This is a genomic window from Nocardia sp. NPDC051900 (assembly GCF_044452545.1).
In the GTDB taxonomy this organism is placed as follows: Bacteria; Actinomycetota; Actinomycetes; order Mycobacteriales; family Mycobacteriaceae; genus Nocardia; species Nocardia sichangensis.
Window position 1 is genome coordinate 1 of record NZ_JBITBU010000043.1, and the last position, 17,897, is coordinate 17,897.

The 17,897-nt window shown below is 64.8% G+C and carries 17 protein-coding genes; 9 read left to right on the forward strand and 8 right to left on the reverse strand.

Annotation, left to right across the window (positions count from 1 at the left end):
* The 4 genes from ACIA5H_RS36605 to ACIA5H_RS36620 all read right to left on the reverse strand — a co-directional run.
* Positions 1–195: hypothetical protein (locus ACIA5H_RS36605; RefSeq protein ID WP_397080827.1), on the reverse strand; the 195-nt coding region annotated here is incomplete at its 3' end.
* 164 nt (positions 196–359) lie between these two features.
* Positions 360–554, reverse strand: coding sequence for a hypothetical protein (locus tag ACIA5H_RS36610; RefSeq protein ID WP_397080829.1), 195 nt, complete (start codon positions 552–554; stop codon positions 360–362).
* Between the two features lie 532 nt (positions 555–1,086).
* Positions 1,087–1,521: a YdeI/OmpD-associated family protein gene (locus ACIA5H_RS36615; protein ID WP_397080831.1), complete on the reverse strand. Its 435-nt coding sequence runs from the start codon at positions 1,519–1,521 to the stop codon at positions 1,087–1,089.
* A gap of 41 nt (positions 1,522–1,562) precedes the next feature.
* Positions 1,563–2,192 carry a glyoxalase gene (locus ACIA5H_RS36620; protein ID WP_397080833.1) on the reverse strand — a complete coding sequence of 210 codons (630 nt, stop codon included), beginning with the start codon at positions 2,190–2,192 and terminating at the stop codon, positions 1,563–1,565.
* A 521-nt stretch (positions 2,193–2,713) separates the two neighbouring features.
* Between ACIA5H_RS36620 and ACIA5H_RS36625 the strand changes: the two genes are divergently transcribed.
* Together ACIA5H_RS36625 and ACIA5H_RS36630 are read left to right on the forward strand one after the other, a co-directional pair.
* Positions 2,714–3,298, forward strand: coding sequence for a GNAT family N-acetyltransferase (locus ACIA5H_RS36625; protein ID WP_397080835.1), 585 nt, complete (start codon positions 2,714–2,716; stop codon positions 3,296–3,298).
* 234 nt (positions 3,299–3,532) lie between these two features.
* Positions 3,533–4,711, forward strand: a complete 1,179-nt coding sequence (locus ACIA5H_RS36630; protein WP_397080838.1) for a cytochrome P450 — start codon at positions 3,533–3,535, stop codon at positions 4,709–4,711.
* A gap of 168 nt (positions 4,712–4,879) precedes the next feature.
* On the opposite strand, the gene ACIA5H_RS36635 is transcribed toward ACIA5H_RS36630, so the two are convergent.
* Positions 4,880–6,082 carry an epoxide hydrolase family protein gene (locus tag ACIA5H_RS36635; RefSeq protein ID WP_397080840.1) on the reverse strand — a complete coding sequence of 401 codons (1,203 nt, stop codon included), beginning with the start codon at positions 6,080–6,082 and terminating at the stop codon, positions 4,880–4,882.
* 103 nt (positions 6,083–6,185) lie between these two features.
* Here ACIA5H_RS36635 and ACIA5H_RS36640 point away from each other — a divergent pair, with 103 nt between their 5' ends.
* The 6 genes from ACIA5H_RS36640 to ACIA5H_RS36665 all read left to right on the forward strand — a co-directional run bounded on the left by ACIA5H_RS36640 (position 6,186) and on the right by ACIA5H_RS36665 (position 13,626).
* Positions 6,186–6,755, forward strand: coding sequence for a CGNR zinc finger domain-containing protein (locus tag ACIA5H_RS36640; RefSeq protein WP_397080842.1), 570 nt, complete (start codon positions 6,186–6,188; stop codon positions 6,753–6,755).
* A gap of 231 nt (positions 6,756–6,986) precedes the next feature.
* Entirely contained in the window at positions 6,987–8,777 is a 1,791-nt protein-coding gene (locus ACIA5H_RS36645; protein WP_397080844.1) for a choline/carnitine O-acyltransferase, read from the forward strand.
* A gap of 111 nt (positions 8,778–8,888) precedes the next feature.
* Entirely contained in the window at positions 8,889–10,316 is a 1,428-nt protein-coding gene (locus ACIA5H_RS36650) for an MFS transporter (protein ID WP_397080846.1), read from the forward strand.
* A 79-nt stretch (positions 10,317–10,395) separates the two neighbouring features.
* A complete protein-coding gene (locus tag ACIA5H_RS36655; protein WP_397080848.1) occupies positions 10,396–11,577 on the forward strand; it encodes a pyridoxal phosphate-dependent aminotransferase in 1,182 nt (393 codons plus the stop codon).
* On the forward strand, positions 11,574–12,611 hold the full coding sequence (locus ACIA5H_RS36660) for a 2-hydroxyacid dehydrogenase (RefSeq protein WP_397080850.1): 1,038 nt from the start codon (positions 11,574–11,576) through the stop codon (positions 12,609–12,611). The genes ACIA5H_RS36655 and ACIA5H_RS36660 overlap by 4 nt, the downstream gene beginning before the upstream one ends.
* Positions 12,612–12,813: 202 nt before the next feature.
* Complete coding sequence (locus tag ACIA5H_RS36665; RefSeq protein WP_397080852.1) at positions 12,814–13,626, forward strand: DUF1206 domain-containing protein; 813 nt, start codon at positions 12,814–12,816, stop codon at positions 13,624–13,626.
* 3 nt (positions 13,627–13,629) lie between these two features.
* On the opposite strand, the gene ACIA5H_RS36670 is transcribed toward ACIA5H_RS36665, so the two are convergent.
* On the reverse strand, positions 13,630–14,520 hold the full coding sequence (locus ACIA5H_RS36670) for a class I SAM-dependent methyltransferase (RefSeq protein ID WP_397080854.1): 891 nt from the start codon (positions 14,518–14,520) through the stop codon (positions 13,630–13,632).
* 3 nt (positions 14,521–14,523) lie between these two features.
* Entirely contained in the window at positions 14,524–15,888 is a 1,365-nt protein-coding gene (locus tag ACIA5H_RS36675) for a flavin monoamine oxidase family protein (RefSeq protein ID WP_397080856.1), read from the reverse strand.
* A gap of 233 nt (positions 15,889–16,121) precedes the next feature.
* Here ACIA5H_RS36675 and ACIA5H_RS36680 point away from each other — a divergent pair, with 233 nt between their 5' ends.
* Positions 16,122–17,369 carry a cytochrome P450 gene (locus ACIA5H_RS36680; RefSeq protein ID WP_356961010.1) on the forward strand — a complete coding sequence of 416 codons (1,248 nt, stop codon included), beginning with the start codon at positions 16,122–16,124 and terminating at the stop codon, positions 17,367–17,369.
* A 202-nt stretch (positions 17,370–17,571) separates the two neighbouring features.
* Here the strand turns inward: ACIA5H_RS36680 and ACIA5H_RS36685 are convergent.
* Positions 17,572–17,897: TetR/AcrR family transcriptional regulator C-terminal domain-containing protein (locus ACIA5H_RS36685; protein WP_397080859.1), on the reverse strand; the 326-nt coding region annotated here is incomplete at its 5' end.

Sequence of the window (17,897 nt, forward strand, 5' to 3'; positions counted from 1 at the left end):
GTCGGCCGGAAAAGCAGTTTCGTAGATCTTCTCCGCCGCACTCCAGTTGACGGTGTCCCCGCAGGTCGGCCCGATGCACGACAGCACTTCTCCGAGGCCCGCCATGGCGGGCTGATCCTCACTCACGCTCCAGTTCCCATCGAGTCGGTGCCCCCTGATCATGTTGTGGCATTGCTTGTCCTTCAGGTGCGCCATATCCGACAGTTTCGGCGAATGCTACTGCACCCCTGAGACCTATCCGTCGACGCGAAGGGAACGGAATCGTCTTGTGTCGGAAGCCAACGCGCCACCCCGGCCGGGACTGGGCGCAGACGCAAGTTGAGGGATAGGTTGCCGCGTCGGCTGTGGCCTTCCGCTCGCTAGTCGAGGAAGGAGGCATCGACCTTTTCATCGGAATCCAGGATCTCGTCCGAAGCCACGCCGAGTTCCATCGCTAGCTCGACCGATCCGGCGAGCGCGACGTGCACGTCAGGTGAGAAGGCTCGGATCTCCACGGCGCGACCGCCCACGGCATGGTCGGTCAGCCGCCGCCGATAGCGACTATGAACCCGCATCGAGGCCACATCACAGCGGGCAGACCGCTATCGGCGAGGCTGCGGCCACCTCGAATCGAACCGTCATCCGCGACGCGGTCACACCGCTGACGCGGACCTGCGACCAACGCGGGAACAGCAACCGAAGCAGAGCATCTGCGGCACCATCGACTACCACGGACAGGATCTATAGCCCAATCCATTGTCCCCGACACTATCGGTGAGCCCAAGATCATCGAAAGTGCGCCAGAGCCCACGAATTCGCCAAGGACGCCCAGTTAGTACGGTCAAGCGGCTCCCGGCCCGCAGCCGGATAACTGCGTTAGCAATGAATTAGCAAACAGTGCGCCCGTGGATCGGCGACCCTGCCTTGGTTCCCGAGCCTGGCATCCGAGGGGCGCGTGAGCAGGCGGAGATGCGCGTCGCGGTATTTCAGTGTGTTCGGATCGGTGCGGGTGTTGGGTGCCGTCGGGTCGGAAGCGGATTCAGTTACTGGCACTGGTGGCGTTCCTCTGACCCGTGTAGCCAGTCGGCGGAGTATCGCTAGCGAATTTCAGCCCTGCAAGGTGGCGATGGCCTTCTCGATGCGCCGTTGACGCGTCTCGGGCTTCTTCGCGCTCTCGATGGCGTGCACGTGCTCGCGCTTGCGGCTGTAGGCAAGGTCGTCGTACGCGGCGCGGGCGACGGGGTCGGCGTCCAGAGCTTCGGCGAAGTCCGGCGGTTCGACGACGACACGAGGCTGGGTGTCGAGTTCGACCTCGACCTCGATTTCTTCGCCGATCTCGACACCCGCGGCCTGCCGGTTGGCGTTGCTGAGGCCGAGCAGGTAGCGGCCGCGCATGAGGGCGACCCGGCTCTTCCAGGAATGCCCGTTGATCGTGATCCTCACCGGTGGCCGCGCGCCCTCGCCGAGCGCGGCCACCACCTCGGGCGGAACTTCCAGGCCACGCATGGGCTCGGGCGGTTCGACGTGGGTCCGAAACTTCATGAGCCTTCTCCTGCTGTTCTGCCGCTGGTCGACTTGTGTGCTCAGGCCGTGGCTTCCCACATGAACCCGTCCGGGTCGGTGAACGAACCAATGCCGCTGTCCATCACGATGCGGTGCGATCCGCTGCCTTCCGGCGACATCCCGGCGTCCTTGGCGGCGGCCTTGCGCGGATACATCGCCAGGGTCACCGGCGAACCCGGGTTGGCGAACTCGGCGTACTTGCCGCCGAAGCTCTTCGCGATCGTGAACCCGCGATCGACGTAGAACTGCTTGCTGGCCTTGACATCTGCCACGCCGAGCAGCAATACCAGGTTGTCGATCTCGCGAGTGAACGGCCCGACGTCCTTCTTGTTGGAGGTGTCGACCTTCCAGATCGTGCCTTCGGGTGCTTGCAGGACCGCGCCGTATCCCCACAGGCTCTTCTTGGCCGGTTTGACGATGGTGAACCCGGCTGTGAGGGCGGTGATGACGAGGCTGTCGACCGCGGAGGGCTGGGAGACGACCAGCGACAGCAGGAATCCGCGGAATCCGGTGCTGGGTGTCTGCGAGGCGCGGAACCCGATCCGGTCACCGAGCCCGAAGGCGGACTCGTAGATCGCGGCGGCGGCTCGGGGGTCGGCCACTTCGAGTTCGATGGTGATGTCGGTGCTGGTCTTCGTGGTGATTTCCATGTCCATAACGATAGGAACGGGCCACCCCGGTGCCATCCGTGCCGACCACGGAACCCGCCACGGAGAATCCAGTAGGTGGTTCGTTGGTGGACCGCGGCGGCCCTGTCCCCATGACCGAGCAGAAGACCTTCGGGGTGTGCGCATGGAAATGACGTCGCTCTGGGAATCGGATCTGCGTCCATTCCAAACAACAGGGATTCCGCGCCGCACGCGCCATGCTGCTACCCGGCAACACCGCCGCCCGGCTCGCACCCGCGCTCGCCGGGATCAGGCGAACGCGAACCGCGTAATCCCAGGCCCGCCGCGAGAAACCAGCGAGAATACTAGTGCCGTGTCCGGGAAGGTTGACGCTGTAACCCAAGCCCGAGGGAGTTCGGTACTACCTATCGCGCGGTGAACCGGCCGATGCCTGCCCGAGGCCATCGCATTGCGGGGTGGGCGTGTGCATGCGGTACTCGGAAATGGAAGTGGTAAGGGTGACACCGGGCCGATATCCTGTGCATATTGTGGGGAGGTCGACCATGGACGATGCTCTGCAAATACCGCATCTGAGAGCCACCGCAGAATTGGAACTCCGCCCGTGGTCGTTGTCCGCGGCAGACCTCGAGCTTGTGAGGGAAGCTTCTGCCGACGACCTGATTCCTATAACCACGGTGCCTGCGACCTTCTCGCTCGAGGCCGCAACGAGGTTTGTCGAACGCCAGCGGCAACCAGCGACCGATCGAACCGGATACCCGATGGTGATCGTCCGGCGACCGGACAACACACCACTGGGAAGCATCGGCCTGTGGTTGAAGGACATCGACGAAGGCCGCGCATCGCTCAGCTACTGGGTGGTTCGCTCTGCCCGCGGCCATGGCGTCGCAGCGCATGCTCTGGCGGCAATGGCTACCTGGGCGCTGGAAGAGCTGCATATCCCACGACTACAGCTCTATGTGGAACCTTGGAACCGCGCTTCGATCCGCACTGCGGAGAGAGCCGGTTTCGAATGCGAAGGGCTCCTCAGATCGTGGCAGAAGGTCGGCGATCGACGCCGCGACATGCTCATGTACGCGCGCGTGGCAGCGGGAACCCTCGCCGAGGCGGATGGAGTTCACATCGTTTAGACCTCGATGCCCGGTTGCCCGGCCGTCGCGGGTGATCGTGAACCGACATCACTGCCGGCACAGTGTTCGATAGGCCCGGTGGTGCCGGGTACTCACCTCATGGTCGACCCCCACGGCCTCGCTTGCAAAATTACTCGAGACTATGCTTGATCTGCGTTTGTACGCACCGCCAGTGGATAAAGCCGCTCGAAAAATCTGATGAATCGCTCACCCTCTCTATGAGAGGACCTTCCGATGGGTTTTGCAGAGATGCGCCGGTTCCGGCGTGATCCGTTGGGTTTCCTCGAGAATCTGCGCCGGACCAGCCCGGTAGAGGTGTTCGGGTTGCCGTGGGGCGGGTGGTGTGTCGGCGATACGGATCTGGCACTGACGGTGCTGAGTGACCGCGCGTTCAATGCGGAGAAGTCCGGTTTCTTCGGTTCTATGCTGCCTTCGCGGTCTGCTCAGGTCGATTTCGGCCGTGCGGTGCGCGCGATTCTGCGGACGCATACGCCCAAGTATCGCGAGTCCCTGGCGGCGGCGGTGACCGAAATGCCCTCCGTCACCCGCTGGCCCGCAGCGGGGGTCGAGCTGGTGTATCGGTGCACCGCGGACCTGTTGCTGCACCCCGATGGTTCTCCCGAGTTGCGGCATTCACTGGAGCGAAACGCACGCGTGGGCGCGCTTCGCCCGGCCCGAATGGCGCAGCGGGCGCGGGCGCAGCTGTTGCGCGTCAAGTTGTCCACCGCGCTGAACGAGCAGATCCGGGACCGGCGCAGCGCCACCGGCCGCAGTGCGGAAGCCGAACCACGGGATCTGCTCGATGCCGTGATCGGTGCCTGTCCCGACGGCGTCGCCGATACAACGGTGGCGCAGCTGTATGTGCTGATGTTCCGGTCCATTGTGGGACCACTGGGCTACTCGCTCGCGTGGTCGGTGCTGCTGGGCAGTCTCCACTCTCCCGGCGCACCATGGCCTTGGCCCGTCGACTGGGTGGTACGTGAGGCCCTGCGGCACCGGCCGGTCTCCTGGATGGTCAGCCGTCCCGTCCCCTATCCCGCCGAGTTCGGGGGTATCGCCTTCCAGACCGGCGACCTGCTGTCCGTCAGCCCCTATCTGCTCCATCACGACGACAAACACTGGACCAGACCAGGGACATTCCAACCCGACCGCTGGATTCGACGGAGCGAGCACGGCCCATTTGTGCCCTTCAGTTCCGGCCCCTTCACCTGCGCAGGCGCCGCGGTCGCCCACGATCTGGTCACCGACGCAGCCACCGCCCTCATCGAGAACACCGCTATGCGCGTCATCAGCGGCGGTGATACCCGCCCGATCGTGACCAATGCCGCGACCCCCAGGCCGTTCACCCTGCTGCGTACCCCCACAAGCCCCGTCCACGCCCGACCGAGCCCCAGGAAGGAGGTGACATCATGATCAAGGCATTGCTGTTCATCATCACCAACAAGCCGACCCGTACCTGGGACCCCGCTCAATACGGATGATTCCGCTACCGGCTGGATGGCTCGACCAACGCTACGAGATCTCCGCCGGCCCGGGCGCGCTCGGCTGGCGGGTCGCGCGCGCTCGGCACCCCAGTCGCGTTCACCGATTGGCGTCCAGCACTGCTGCGAGGCCTTCTTGTAGGTCCTTGACGAAATACTCGGGGACCTCGAGTGAGGGGAAATGTCCCCCGGCTTCGGGCGAGTTCCATCGGACGATCTGTCGGTACCGCTCCTGTGCCCAGGGGCGCGGGCACTTCTCGATGTCGCGGGGATACACGGTGATCGCCGACGGGACGTCGACCCGAAGTTCGGGGTCGAGCGAGTCGTGGCTCTCGTAGTAGATGCGGGCCGACGATGCGCCGGTCCACGTCAGCCAATACAGGGTGACGTCGTCGAGAACGCGGTCTCTGGAAATCGTCTCGAACGGACTGTCTTCGGTATCTGTCCACTCGGCGAACTTGTCGAGGATCCAGGCGAGAAGCCCGACCGGTGAGTCGACGAGCGAGTAGCCGATGGTCTGCGGTCGGGTCGCCTGCTGCTTCGCGTACGCCGCGTGGTGGCGCCAGAAATCGCGGGTTTCCTCCGCCCATTCGCGCTCGGTCGCCGTCAGTCCTTCCGTTGTCAACCCGGGCGGTGCCTGCGCGGTCGTTGTGTGGATGCCGAGAACGTGCGCCGGGAACCTGCCGCCGAGGACCGTGGTGATCACACCTCCCCAGTCGCCGCCGTGGGCTGCGAACTTGCTGTAGCCGAGCCTTTCCATGAGTTGCACCCATGCGGCCGCGATCTTTTCGGTTCCCCAGCCGGTGGTGGCCGGCTTGTCGCTGTAACCAAAGCCTGGCAGCGACGGGGCCACGACGTGAAACGCCGGCGTGTCCGCGTCTTTCGGATCTGCCAGCTCATCTACTACATCGATGAATTCGGCAATGCTGCCCGGCCAGCCGTGCGTCAAGATCAGGGGAGTGGCATCTGCGCGCTCGGATCGGCGGTGCAGGAAGTGGATTCCCAGATCGTCGATGGTCGTGCGGAACTGGCCGATCCGGTTGAGGCGCGCTTCGAACGACCGCCAGTCGTACCCGGTGCGCCAGTAGTTCACGACGTCGACGAGGTCGGCGAGCGGAACGCCCTGTTCCCATCTGCGAGGGCCGGGGGCGGCGCGATAGACCGTCTCGGCCTCCGGTAGCCGCGCTGTGGCCAGTCGCGTGCGTAGATCGTCGAGGACGGCGTCGGCCGCGTGGGCTTCGAATGCTTGCACGTCGACGGGGTCGGGGGTGAAGACCGGATCGAGGTGGCCAAGTGCAGGCATGAGACCTCCTGTTCATCGCGGAACCGGCTTCGGCCTATCGAGAACCGGCTAAGACGGTTCTAGCATGGCTTCGCGTCAGCCGGCAACCAGCTAGGGTGGTTCCATGCCTGCTGGGCTCCCTGACTTTCGCCTCGGTAACGTGCTAGCGACCAGCTTCACGGGGACGCTGTCCGAGCGCCATGGCGACCGTGTGGAACGCATTCCCACGCCGCAGCGACTCGTCGACTGGCTGGTCGTGTACGGCCTGGCCGTGGACTCCTGCACTACCGCCCAGCTGGAACTCGCCTGGGAACTGCGGGAATCGATTCACGCCGTCGCGACAGCGGCCGCGATCCGAGACGCTCTTCCTGCGTCCGCTGTCCAAGTCATCAATGACTGCAGCATTCGGGGTCGGGCGGCGGCCGTTCTGACATCCGAGGGCAGTCGTCGATGGCGACTCAGCTCCGCTTCCTGCGTAGAAGATGCCCTAGGCGTGATCGCCGCCGATGCGATCAGCATCATCGCGGGCGAACGGGACGGAAGACTGGCCTTGTGCGCCTCGCCGACCTGCCGAGCCGCCTTCTTCGACACCAGCCAAAGCCGCACCCGCAAATGGTGTGACATGAACACGTGCGGGAATCGTCAGAAGAAGGCGCGCTTCAATGCCAACCAGCGCAAGAACACCCAAGGCTGACTGCAGTCAGCCATAGTATGACTTGAATCGGGAGCGGATCTCCGGCGCGGTGCGGGCCGGTTTCGCACCGTCTCCGGCCGAGTGGAGCACCTCCGCTACATCCTGGCGTCCCATGCCGGTGACTTCGAATCTTGAACCATAGTTTATAGTTCGGTACTGCGCCAGAATGGCCGCGCCCGGCATTCCCACCACTGGAGCCAGTCGTTGCGGTGGCGATGAGACACTCTGACGGTGAGCGAGAAACCCGTCGGCGAGATGTCCGGCAGCACATTCGATTACGACGACGAATTGCCGCGACTCCCCATCCCGACGCTGGAGGAAACGTGCGAGCGGTTTCTCGAGCGGTGTTCGCCGTTGTTGACCGACGAGGAACTGATGGTCACGACAGCGGCCGTGGATCAATTCCTTGCGTTGGACAGTCCGGCCCGGACGTGGCAGGCCGAGATCGAGCGATTCGATCGGACGCCGGGCGTCCACAGTTGGCTCGACGCCTTTTGGACATCTCGCCATCTCGGCTACCGCGACAGTATCGCGCTCAGTGCGAATTCCTTCTTCTTGCTCACGGACTCGGAGCACGGTCAACTCGAACGCGCCGCCGAACTGATCGCGCGCGCCACCGCGTACAAACTGGAACTCGACGCCGAGATGATTTCGCCCGTGATTCTTCGCGGCCGTCCGGTGTCCATGCACCAGAACAGGTGTCTGTTCTCCACCACCAGAATCCCCGGCATCGAATTCGACGCCGTGCGCTCCGCTCACAGCGCCGGAGAACCAGGCTCGTCAACGGTCCGGCACATCGTCGTCCATTTCCGTCGTCAAGCGTTCCGAATGGATGTCCTCGCAGCGGACGGTACCCCACATCGCATCGAGGACCTGATCGCCGGGCTGGATGCGATCAGGGGAGCCGATCCGGCCGCGGAGCCGTCGCCGGGAGCGCTGACAACACAACCGCGCGCGGCATGGGCGAGGGCCCGCCAGGCTCTCCTCGAAGATCCGGACAACGCCGCCGCGCTCGAGACGATCGAGACGGCACTGTTCTGCGTCGCGCTCGAGGACTTCGCACCCCGAGACGAACGCTCGGCCTGTAACGCGCTCCTGTATGGTGACGGCGAGAACCGCTGGTACGACAAGGCGTTGACATTCATCGTGTTCGCCGATGGTCGCGCGGGCGTCAACATCGAGGAGTCCGGCCTGGACGGAACCACGGTTGCCGGCTTCTGCGACGCGATTCTGGCGAATGCGACAGCCATCTCGGCGGACCGGCCCGGCCGAGCGCCCGAGATATCACCGATCGAATTCCGTTTCGATGAGGACCTGCGGCACGAGATCCGGCAAGCCGCCGCCGACTTCGGCAAACAGGCGGGCGAGATCGCCACGGAGGTGGTGACATTCGACGACTTCGGCTCGGACACGGCCAAACGTCTCGGAATATCGCCGGATGCGTTGGTGCAAGTGGCTTACCAACTGGCTCATCAACGGTCCAGGGGATTCCTCGGCAGCACCTACGAATCCGTAGCCGTGCGGCATTACCGCCACGGCCGCACCGAGGCGCTCCGGGCGGTCACCCCCGAAGTCGTTCGTTTCGTGGCATTGATGAACGACTCGACCGCTACGCACACCGCTCGCGCCGAAGCGCTACGTGCCGCGGCGGGGGCACACGTCGCCAACACCAGAGAATGCCAGGCGGGGCGTGCTCCCGAACGGCATCTCGTGGAGCTACAGCGAATTCAGCGTCAGCACGGCGAAAAGCCGCTCGCGATCTATGAATCCCCCGGCTGGCGGATTCTGCGTGACGACTATCTCAGTACCAGTGCTGTGTCGTCGGTCAATGTTCGGTTCTTCGGTTTCGGGCCGCCGACCGCCGATTGCATCGGGATCGGCTATATCCTGCAGGCCGGCAGCTTCGGCGTACACCTGAGCGGTTCCAAGGGCATCGAACAACACATGCTCGAATTCGCACACGCCATCTCTGTCGCCGTCCCGGAGTTGTGCGCCCTGCTCGAGACGACATCCGTCGGCTAGCTTTGCGTATCGATGACTGCTCGTCCGATAGCCAGGAGTAGATATTCCACCCGAAAGTGAGTGGGAGTGAAAGCCTACCGAGAGCTTCTGGCAAATCGGACAGTATGCAATATGGTGCTGATCAGTCTGCTGTTCCGGACTGTTCTCAACTCCCAATCCCTGCTGTTGGTAATGCATGTGCGGCACACGTTGCACCTTTCCTACGGTGCTGCGGGCTTGTTGAGCACTGTGGTCTACCTGTGCATGGCCGGAACCGAGCTGCGGCGCGGCCCGCGTCTCGATCGATCGGGCTTGCGCGCAACCATGGCTCCATCGATCCTGGTAAACGGGATCTGCTGGCTCATCGCGCCATTCGCTCCGTTTCCGGTGTTGCTGTTGCTCGCGGCGTTGGCGGGATGGTTCGAAATACCGGTCATCAATGTCGCTAAACAGGCCATTACGGTCGCCACGACCGAACGCGAGCGGAGGCCCGCGCTCGCCGCGTACGAGGTGACCGCGGATGTGTCGCTGTTGGTCGGGCCGCCGCTGGGCGTCGCGGTGATGAATATCTGGGACACGGCGATGGTGCTGCTCGTGGTCCGGTTGGTGGCCGTGGGTTGCGGTGTCCTGTTGCTGAGACAGAACCCACCGCTGCGAACCGAGACGAGCGAAGTGTCACGGCGGGTCCCACGGCGATCCTGGTTGCAGACCGGCTTCGTGACAGCATGTGTCGGATACGCCGCAGCCGCCGCCGTCCTGTGTGCGGAGGAACTGAGTGTCATCACGGCCATGCACGACTTCCATGCCAAGCATGCGATCGGACTGGTGCTGGCCATCGGCGCAGCCGGTGCGGTAGCCGGTGGGTACGGGTACGGCGCGATCTCCAGAACCATCTCGCCCTACGTTCTGCTGGTCGGACTCGGAATCGGAGTGTCGCTCTGCGCCCTCGCGATCGGGCCGGTTTCGCTGGCCCTAGCCGTTTTCGCGGTCGGCGTGCTGGCCGGTGCTGTTTTCCCGGCCTGTACCGATCGGATGAGTGCTGCTGCTTCTGAGGACGCACTCGGAGAGGCCCTCGGCTTTCATTTCAGTCTGATGTGGGTCGGCGTAGCCATGGGAAGTATCGGGGCGAGTCAGTCCGTCGACTTCGCCGGTTCGTCAGGAGGCATCCTGGCCGCAGCCACGATCGGTATCGGCGCCGGAATCGGGCTGGGCCGAATCGCGGCTCGCGCCGGCCCCATTCCCGGGGCGCCCGGCCAAGTGAATCGAGCATTCCTCGTCACCGCGACCAGGCGGATACTGGATATCGCGCAGATCACCCTTGCTCGAAATGCCGATGGTTCACTCGACGTCCGACTCGGTGGAATTTACGCCTTCGAGAAGAAGGTGAAACAGCCGGCTGCCGGACATCGCAACGGAACCGAATTTTCAGCCGTGTCGTCAATGGATTCCGAGGCTGCCGACCCCGGTCGAACCGGAATACAACAATTCCCGACGCCTTGGACCGAAACTCCTTCATCTCCTCAGCGAAAAGGCTCACCGTGGAGCCGGCCACCCGCTTGAACTCCGCGGTTTCGTCAACTGCTGTGGCTGCCCGGCTATCGCATCAGCATGCAACTAGTATTTGGGAGGTCGACCAACCGTGACACTTATCCGTACGCACAGTTCGAATCATCCGAATCCGCTCGGGCGCACAACCAGCACCACCTACGAGAGACGTAGTCTCGATCGCGCCGTAAACCTATCCGATGCGCATTGCCGTCAACCGCTGACGCCCTCCCAGGTCGAAATTGTCGGACGATTTCCAGAGCTGTTCCACGAGGCGCGAAATCAATCGCAGTCCGAGCTGGAAGAGGCATTCATCACCGCTTTTCTGCGCCTGGCCGGCGAGCCGATGCATCAGGATGCATCCAGATATATGCTGTCGTATTCCGCCTCATCCGCGATAACAATGGTGGTGAGCCACTGCGCTCGCGCGGGAAAGCGAGTCGCCTTGATCGAGCCGGTGTTCGACAATATCTCCTCGATCTTGCGCCGCGAGAATGTCGAGCTCGTGCCGCTGCTGGAACAGGATTGCACCGTCGAAGACCTGCCTGCGGCGATGGCTCGGCTCGATCCTGCTGTGGTCTGGCTGGTTTCGCCGAACAACCCCACCGGATGGACGCTGTCCGAACCGGGGTTCAGAACGTTGGTTCAGTGTTGCGTCGACCGTCGTTGCACCCTGGTTCTGGACTCGTCTTTTCGATTCTTCTCACCTCTGCCGAACGGTTGGTCGCAGTACGAGGTCCTGGAGGAATCGGGAGTCTCCTATATTGTGCTCGAAGACACGGGCAAGACCTGGTCCACCAGCGAGATGAAAGTCGGATTGACGGTATGTAGTCCGGATATGTACGCAGACATGTACCGACTGCACGACGATCTGTTGCAGAGTGTCTCTCCTTTCCATCTCCGGGTGCTGACAGAATTCATCGAGGACAGTTCGAAGCATGGCATCGAACACAGCATCCTTCCTTCCGTGCTGGAAAATCGGGCTATCCTCCGCTCGATTCTCGCGGACGGGGGATTGGAATTCGTCACCGAATCGCGATCGCCCGTCTCGGTGGACTGGCTCCGGCTCCCCGAGGGACTCGAGTGTGAGAATTTCGTCCATGAGGCGATCTGGGAGGGAGTGCACGTGCTACCCGGAACGAACTTCTTCTGGAATCAGCCGGGGCGCGGGAGAAAGTTCGTCCGCGTCGCCTTGGCTCGCGATCCGCAACTGATGTCGGAGGGTGCGCAGTTGCTGCGAGACACCGCAGTCCGGCTCGCCGCGAAGGACGCATGACCGTGCGCGGTCGATCGAGCCGTTATCGCGCCTTGCTCACCGGGGCTGAATTGAAGGCAGCCGAGATCGAATGGCTCCGTCAGCGGAATATCGAGGTAGAAGTCTGCCGTCACGACCTGTCCGAAGTCGAATTGGCGCGCGCTCTGCTGGGCAAGGACGCATACATTCTCGGTGGTGTAGAGCGTGCGACCGCTGCCGCGTTGTCCACTGCCGACGACCTCAAAGTCATAGCGTTCATGGGTGTCGGGTATCACGCGTACATCGATACCGCGGCAGCGACCGCGGCGGGAATCGCGGTGACCAACGCGCCCGGAGCCAACGCACGCGCGGTCGCGGAATTCGCGATCGGTCTCATGCTCGATGCCTGGCGCGGGATCACAGACCTGACGATGGAAACGAAGGCCGGTCGATGGCCCGAGACCCGGGCACGCGACCTTTATGGGAAGACGCTGGGCATTGTGGGAATGGGGACCATCGGCACCATCGTTGCCCGGATAGCGGTCGGCGGGTTCGGGATGCGAGTGGTCTACGTGAGTCGAACAGCCAAACGGGAACTGGAAGGAGACATCGCCGCTCGCCGGGTCGAGCTACCCGAGCTGCTCGCCGAGTCCGATGTCATCAGTCTCCATGCTCCATACGGCCCGCAGACAGCCCGGATGATCGGCGAAGCACAACTCGCTGCCGTCAAGCCCGGCGCGATTCTGATCAACACTTCCGAAGCGGAGCTCGTAGATCCGGCGCCGTTGCGAACCGCGTTGCTCGACGGTCGCCTCGCGGCCGCTGCCATGGACGGCTACTACGTCGTGCCCGCGCCCTCCGACCAGAACGATCCCTTCGGGCTGATCGCGTTGGGCAACGACAAGCTTCTCGTCACGCCGCACGCGGCCGGCGCTACCGAGGAGTCCTACCGCGCGATGCTCGCGGCTAATGCCGAGTCGGTCGAGAACATCCTCGAAACAGGGGAAGACCCACGAGTTGTGAATCCTGGCTTCCGCGATCATGCCCGTTGGCTGCCAGTCCGCCACCGCCGCTAGGACGTCGGCACAGCTGTCGGACGGATCGATCATCGACGTGTTGCGGCACACCCCGCCCCTTGCACTCGGGTGGCTGTCGCGCGAAGCGCGCACCGCGGGGCATCCTGCCGCCGCGATGGACAGGTGCTTTCTCCACGGACTTGGGTATCCGGTCGGTGTCCTGCGGCGGTCTCCGTCGTACTACCTGGGACGGAGGAGCAGCATGACTCACACCGGTCTTTCCGGCACCGCCGGTCGTATCGCCCAGAACAGCGTGTTCGCGCGGTTCGCCCGCGCGGGCTACGTCATGTCCGGTCTCGTGCACCTGCTCATCGGCTACATCGCCATCCGGCTCGCGTTCGGCGGCGGCGGCAACGCCGACCAATCCGGGGCGATGGCCGAACTGGCCGATAGACCGGGCGGTGGGCTCACCCTCTGGGCTGCTGTGGCCGCGTTCGTGGTCATGGCGCTGTGGCGGCTGGCGGAGTCGGTCTTCGGCAGCGCGTCCGAGCAGGGGGCCGGCGGCGATCAGCCAGGAGTGTTCGACCGCGTCAAAGCCTTCTCCCTGTTCGCGGTCTACCTGGGACTGGCCGTCACCGCGTTCCGATTCGCCCGCGGCAGCGGGAAGTCGACCAGCAGTCAGAGTGTGGGGCTCACGGCACGCCTGATGCAGCACACCGCGGGAACGATCGCGCTCGTCGTGGGTGGGCTGGTCATCATCGCGGTCGGCGGTTACCACGTGTACAAAGGCGCCACCCAGAGCTTTCTCGACGACCTGCGCGGGACTCCGAGCGCATTCGTGCGGCGGCTCGGTACGGTGGGGTACATCGCGAAGGGGCTGGCCGTCGCCGCGGTCGGGTTGCTGGTGATTATCGCCGCGACCGAATCCGATCCGAACAAGTCGGCAGGACTGGACGGAGCCATCAAGACGCTCGGTGCGCAGCCCTTCGGTATGGTTCTGCTCCTGATCGCCGGCCTCGGCATCATCACCTACGGGCTCTACAGCTTCGTCATGGCCCGCAGCGCCAAGATGTAGCGCCTACCGCACGGCGGTCAGAAGCCTCGGTTGCCGCCACAGCTCGTCGAGCTCCTCGGGCAGATCCGGGACCGATCGCCCGTAGGACGCGGCGAGTTGGCTCGGACTGTCGCTGCGCACCGACCAGCCGTGTCCGGCCAGCCACCGGGCGGGATCGGCTCGCTCGTCGTCGTAGAACAACTCGGCCGGATCGATGTCGCCGAACGGGTTGCAGCGGTCGAAATACTTCTTCTCGATGTTCGCGAAGCGTTTGACGTCGGTTCCCGCCACGAAGCTCTCCACGGCCAGCTCGCTGCCAGGGGCGGACCAGCCGTCGATGTGCTCGAAGAGCTTGTCCTGCGCGGCCCCGGGTAGATAGGGCAGCAGGCCCTCGGCCGACCATGCGGTCGGTTCGCCGGGTTCGAAACCCGCGCTGCGCAGCGCGGCAGGCCAGTCCTCGCGCAGGTCGACGGCCACCGGGCGACGATCCGCCTTCGGCCGCGCGCCGTTCTCGGTGAGGACTTTCTCCTTGAATTCCAGAACTTTGGGCTGGTCGATCTCGAACACCGTGGTACCCGCGGGCCAGTCGAGGCGGTATGCCCGCGCGTCCAATCCGGCGGCGACGATAACGGCTTGCCGAACGCCCCGCGCCGCGGCCGACGAGAAGAAGTCGTCGAAGAACTTCGTGCGGAAGCCCATGAACCCGGGCACCAGCGGGATGTCGTCCAGTTGGGAAGGGTCCGCCAACAGTCCGTTGAAATGCTGATGGCCCGAGGCCGCGACGAACAGGGGCGCGTAATCGTCCCGGATCAACGGATCGGGAGCGGATGTCTCCAGTGCCCGGAACGTCGCGACGCCCAACGCGGTGAGCCCCACACTACTGACGATGTCCCATACGTCTCCCTCGGTGCGCATAGGTCAGCCCACCACGGCGGTCTCGTGCTCCAGCACTTCGCTGGCCGCGCGTTCGCCCGAGCGAATGGCCCCGTCGATCCAGCCGCACATGACCGCCGAACTCTCGGTGCCCGCCCAGTGGACGCGGCCACACGGCTCGCGCAGAGCGTGGCCGAATTGGGTGAGCACACCGGTGGGCGCGTGGCTGAGCATCCCGCCGCCGGAATAGCGCTCGGCGCTCCAGTCCTGCTCGATGTAGTCGACGGGTGAGCCGGCCTGCCTGCCGAATCGCTCGACGAGTGCGGCGAGGATCGCGCTGCGGCGCTCCGCGTCGTCTAGTCGGGCCAGCTGCCGTGCGATCGGTCCCTCGATGATGACGCACAGGACTCCGGGCCGCCCGGTGTCCGTGCACGCATCGATGGTGATCGTCGCGGGCGAACCCGGCGCGGCGGACTGTCCCGACAGCCCGTCACCGCGCCAGAACGGCTCGTCGTACACCACGGAGACCTTGATGATCGAACCGCTCGGCATGCGCTGATGCAGGAAAGCGCGATCGGCGGGCAGCATCGGCCGGTACGAGATCTGGCCGGCGATCGCGAGGGGAACGGTGACGATCGCCCGGCGCGCGCGCAGCCGGAGGTCGGTCGCGCGGACGGTCACCCCCGAGTCGTCCTGATGGATGCAGCGGACCGGCTGCGAGAGGTGGATAGCATCGCCGAGCTCGGCCGCCATCGGACGGTAGATCGCGCCCATGCCGCCGACCGGCCGCGCGTCCTGCGCCGCGTCTTTGACGCCGAGGACGAAGCTCGGCCCGCCACCCGAGGCCATCTGGTACAGGACGAAAAGCAACGAGACCTCCGAAGCCGCCGAGGTGTAGCAGCCCGCGATGGCGGTCTCGAGCAGATCGTGGGCGGGCTTGGAAAGGACATTGGCTTCCAGCCAGTGCGCCAGGCTGACCTGATCCCATTTGTCGGCTTTCTTCGCCGCCCACGGCGCTTCCAGCGGAACCGACTTGCACATATGTCCCAGCTCGAGGAACACCGCGCCGAGGTTCATCGACGCCCACGGGCTCATCGTCCACGGGATCGTGCCCGTGTAGCGGTGCTGCTTGCCGTCGACGACCATCATGGCCTCGCCGTCGGTGTACTGCTTGTAGCTCGGCACGCCGAACTCGGTCATCAGCGCTTGGATGCGGTCCTGTCCCGGCCCGATCCAGGCGCCGCCGCGATCGATCCACGACCCGTCGTCGCGTACCTGGGTGAAGGTGCGGCCGCCGAGCCGGTCCCTGGCTTCCAGCAGCGCCACCGATCGGCCCATCTGTTTCAGCCGCAGTGCGGCCGTCAATCCCGCGAATCCCCCGCCGATTACGCAAAAGTCGACGTCTGTCATGGCGTGCCGTCCTCGGGTTGCAGTTTCGCGCACGGCCGCCGTGCTACTGCGCTCGACCGGCGCACTCGACACAGCGGGTGCGATTCGCCTTCGATCAGGTCAACGCGTCGAATATCGGGGCAATTCTATAGCAACTTGCAGTGAGGGGTCATCTCGAGTCGTTTCCGGTGCGGACGGCGTGCGAGCTGCTTAGGCTCACGAATCTTGCTGCCCGATCGCCTGGAGCCTCCTCGATGACGACGTCCCCGCCCTCCGCACACAGCCGCGCACCGCACGGTTCGCCGATCGACACCGACGGCCCGCGGATTCCTTTGTTCGCCGCGGAATTCGCCGCGGACCCGCACAGCGCCTATCGCGAGATGCGGGAGCGTTACGGATCGCTGGCGCCGGTGGAATTGGCCCCGGGTGTGCCTGCCACCTTGGTGCTCGGGTATCACACCGCCGTGCGGATCTTGAACGATCCGGAGCACTTTCCGGCCGACCCCCGCACGTGGCAGCAGGACATCGCCGCCGACTGCCCGGTGCTGCCGATGATGCAGTGGCGGCCGAACGCGTTGCGCAACGCCGGAGCCGAGCATGCCCGCTATCGGCAGGCCAACGTCGCGGGTCTGGCCAAGGTCGACCTGTACGGCTTGCACGACACCGTGGCGCAGCTGGCGACACCGTTGATCAATTCGTTCTGCGCGGACGGGTCAGCGGATATCGTGCGCCAGTACGCTTTTCCGCTCGCTTTCGCGGTGCTGAACGCCATGCTGGGTTGCCCGGCCGAGATCGCGCAGCGCGCCGCGACCGGTATGGCCGCGATCTTCGAGGGCATCGACGCGGAACGCGGGAACAAGATGCTGACCGATTCGCTGGCCGAGTTGACGGTACTGAAGCGGGCCGATCCAGGCGACGACATCACCACGCGCATGCTCAGGCACCCATCCGGGCTGAACGACACCGAGATGGTCCACCAGCTGGGCACGCTCTACGGCGCGGGCATCGAGCCGCAGCAGAATCTGATCGTCAACACCCTGCTGCTGATTCTCACCGACGAGCGGTTCGGCGGCAGCGTGCTCGGTGGCAGTCTGTCGACCCGGGACGCGCTCGACGAGGTGCTGTTCAACGACCCGCCGATGGCGAATTTCTGCTTCAGCTTCCCGAAGCAGCCGATCCTGATCGACGACGTCTGGTTGCCCGCCCATCAGCCGGTCGTGATCAGCATGGCCGCCTGCAACACCGATCCGGCGATCCGCGCCGAACGCTACGCGGGCAACCGCGCCCATCTCGCGTTCGGCGGCGGGCCGCACGCGTGTCCGGCGAACTCGCTGGCTTACCTGATCGCCCAGGACGCGATCGATCAGCTGCTGGACGCGCTGCCGGAGCTACGTCTCGCGGTGCCGGTCGACGAGCTGACCTGGCGTCCCGGTCCGTTCCATCGAGCGCTGACCGCCTTGCCGGTCGTCTTCCCTGAGTCGCAGGCGCTGCCGCTGCCGTAGTACCCGGGCCGGGCCGGAAACACGAAAGCCGGATCGCTGACCATCTCGGTGACGTGCACGGTGCGCCGATACCCGAGCTACCACCTGGACACCGCACCGGGAGGCATGGTCGCCGCGGTCGGCGGGCTGGTCTGTCAGGCCCGCGTACCTGTTCGCGCCGAGGCGTACGGGCGACGGGTGTGCTTCGGTGCGCGGGTCGGAGTTACCCGGCATCCGCGAGCAGCCGGTAACGGATCTCCAGCCCGTCCAACAGGGATTCCAGACCGACTTCGAAGGCGTCCCGATCGATTCTCTGCTGCCGCTCGGCCAGCAGGTGCGCCTCGTTCAGGTGCGGATAGGCGTCGGCGTATACCGCGACGTCGGAGGGGAAGCCCGCGGCGAACGATCCCAGCGACGCTCCGGTGAGGAAGTAGCGCATGGTCGTGCCGACCGTGGTGGCCTCGCGGCGCGGCCAGCCCGCCGCGACGAGGCCGCCGAAGACCGCGTCGGCCATGCGCAACGCGTTGGGTCGATGACCGGGACCGCTCG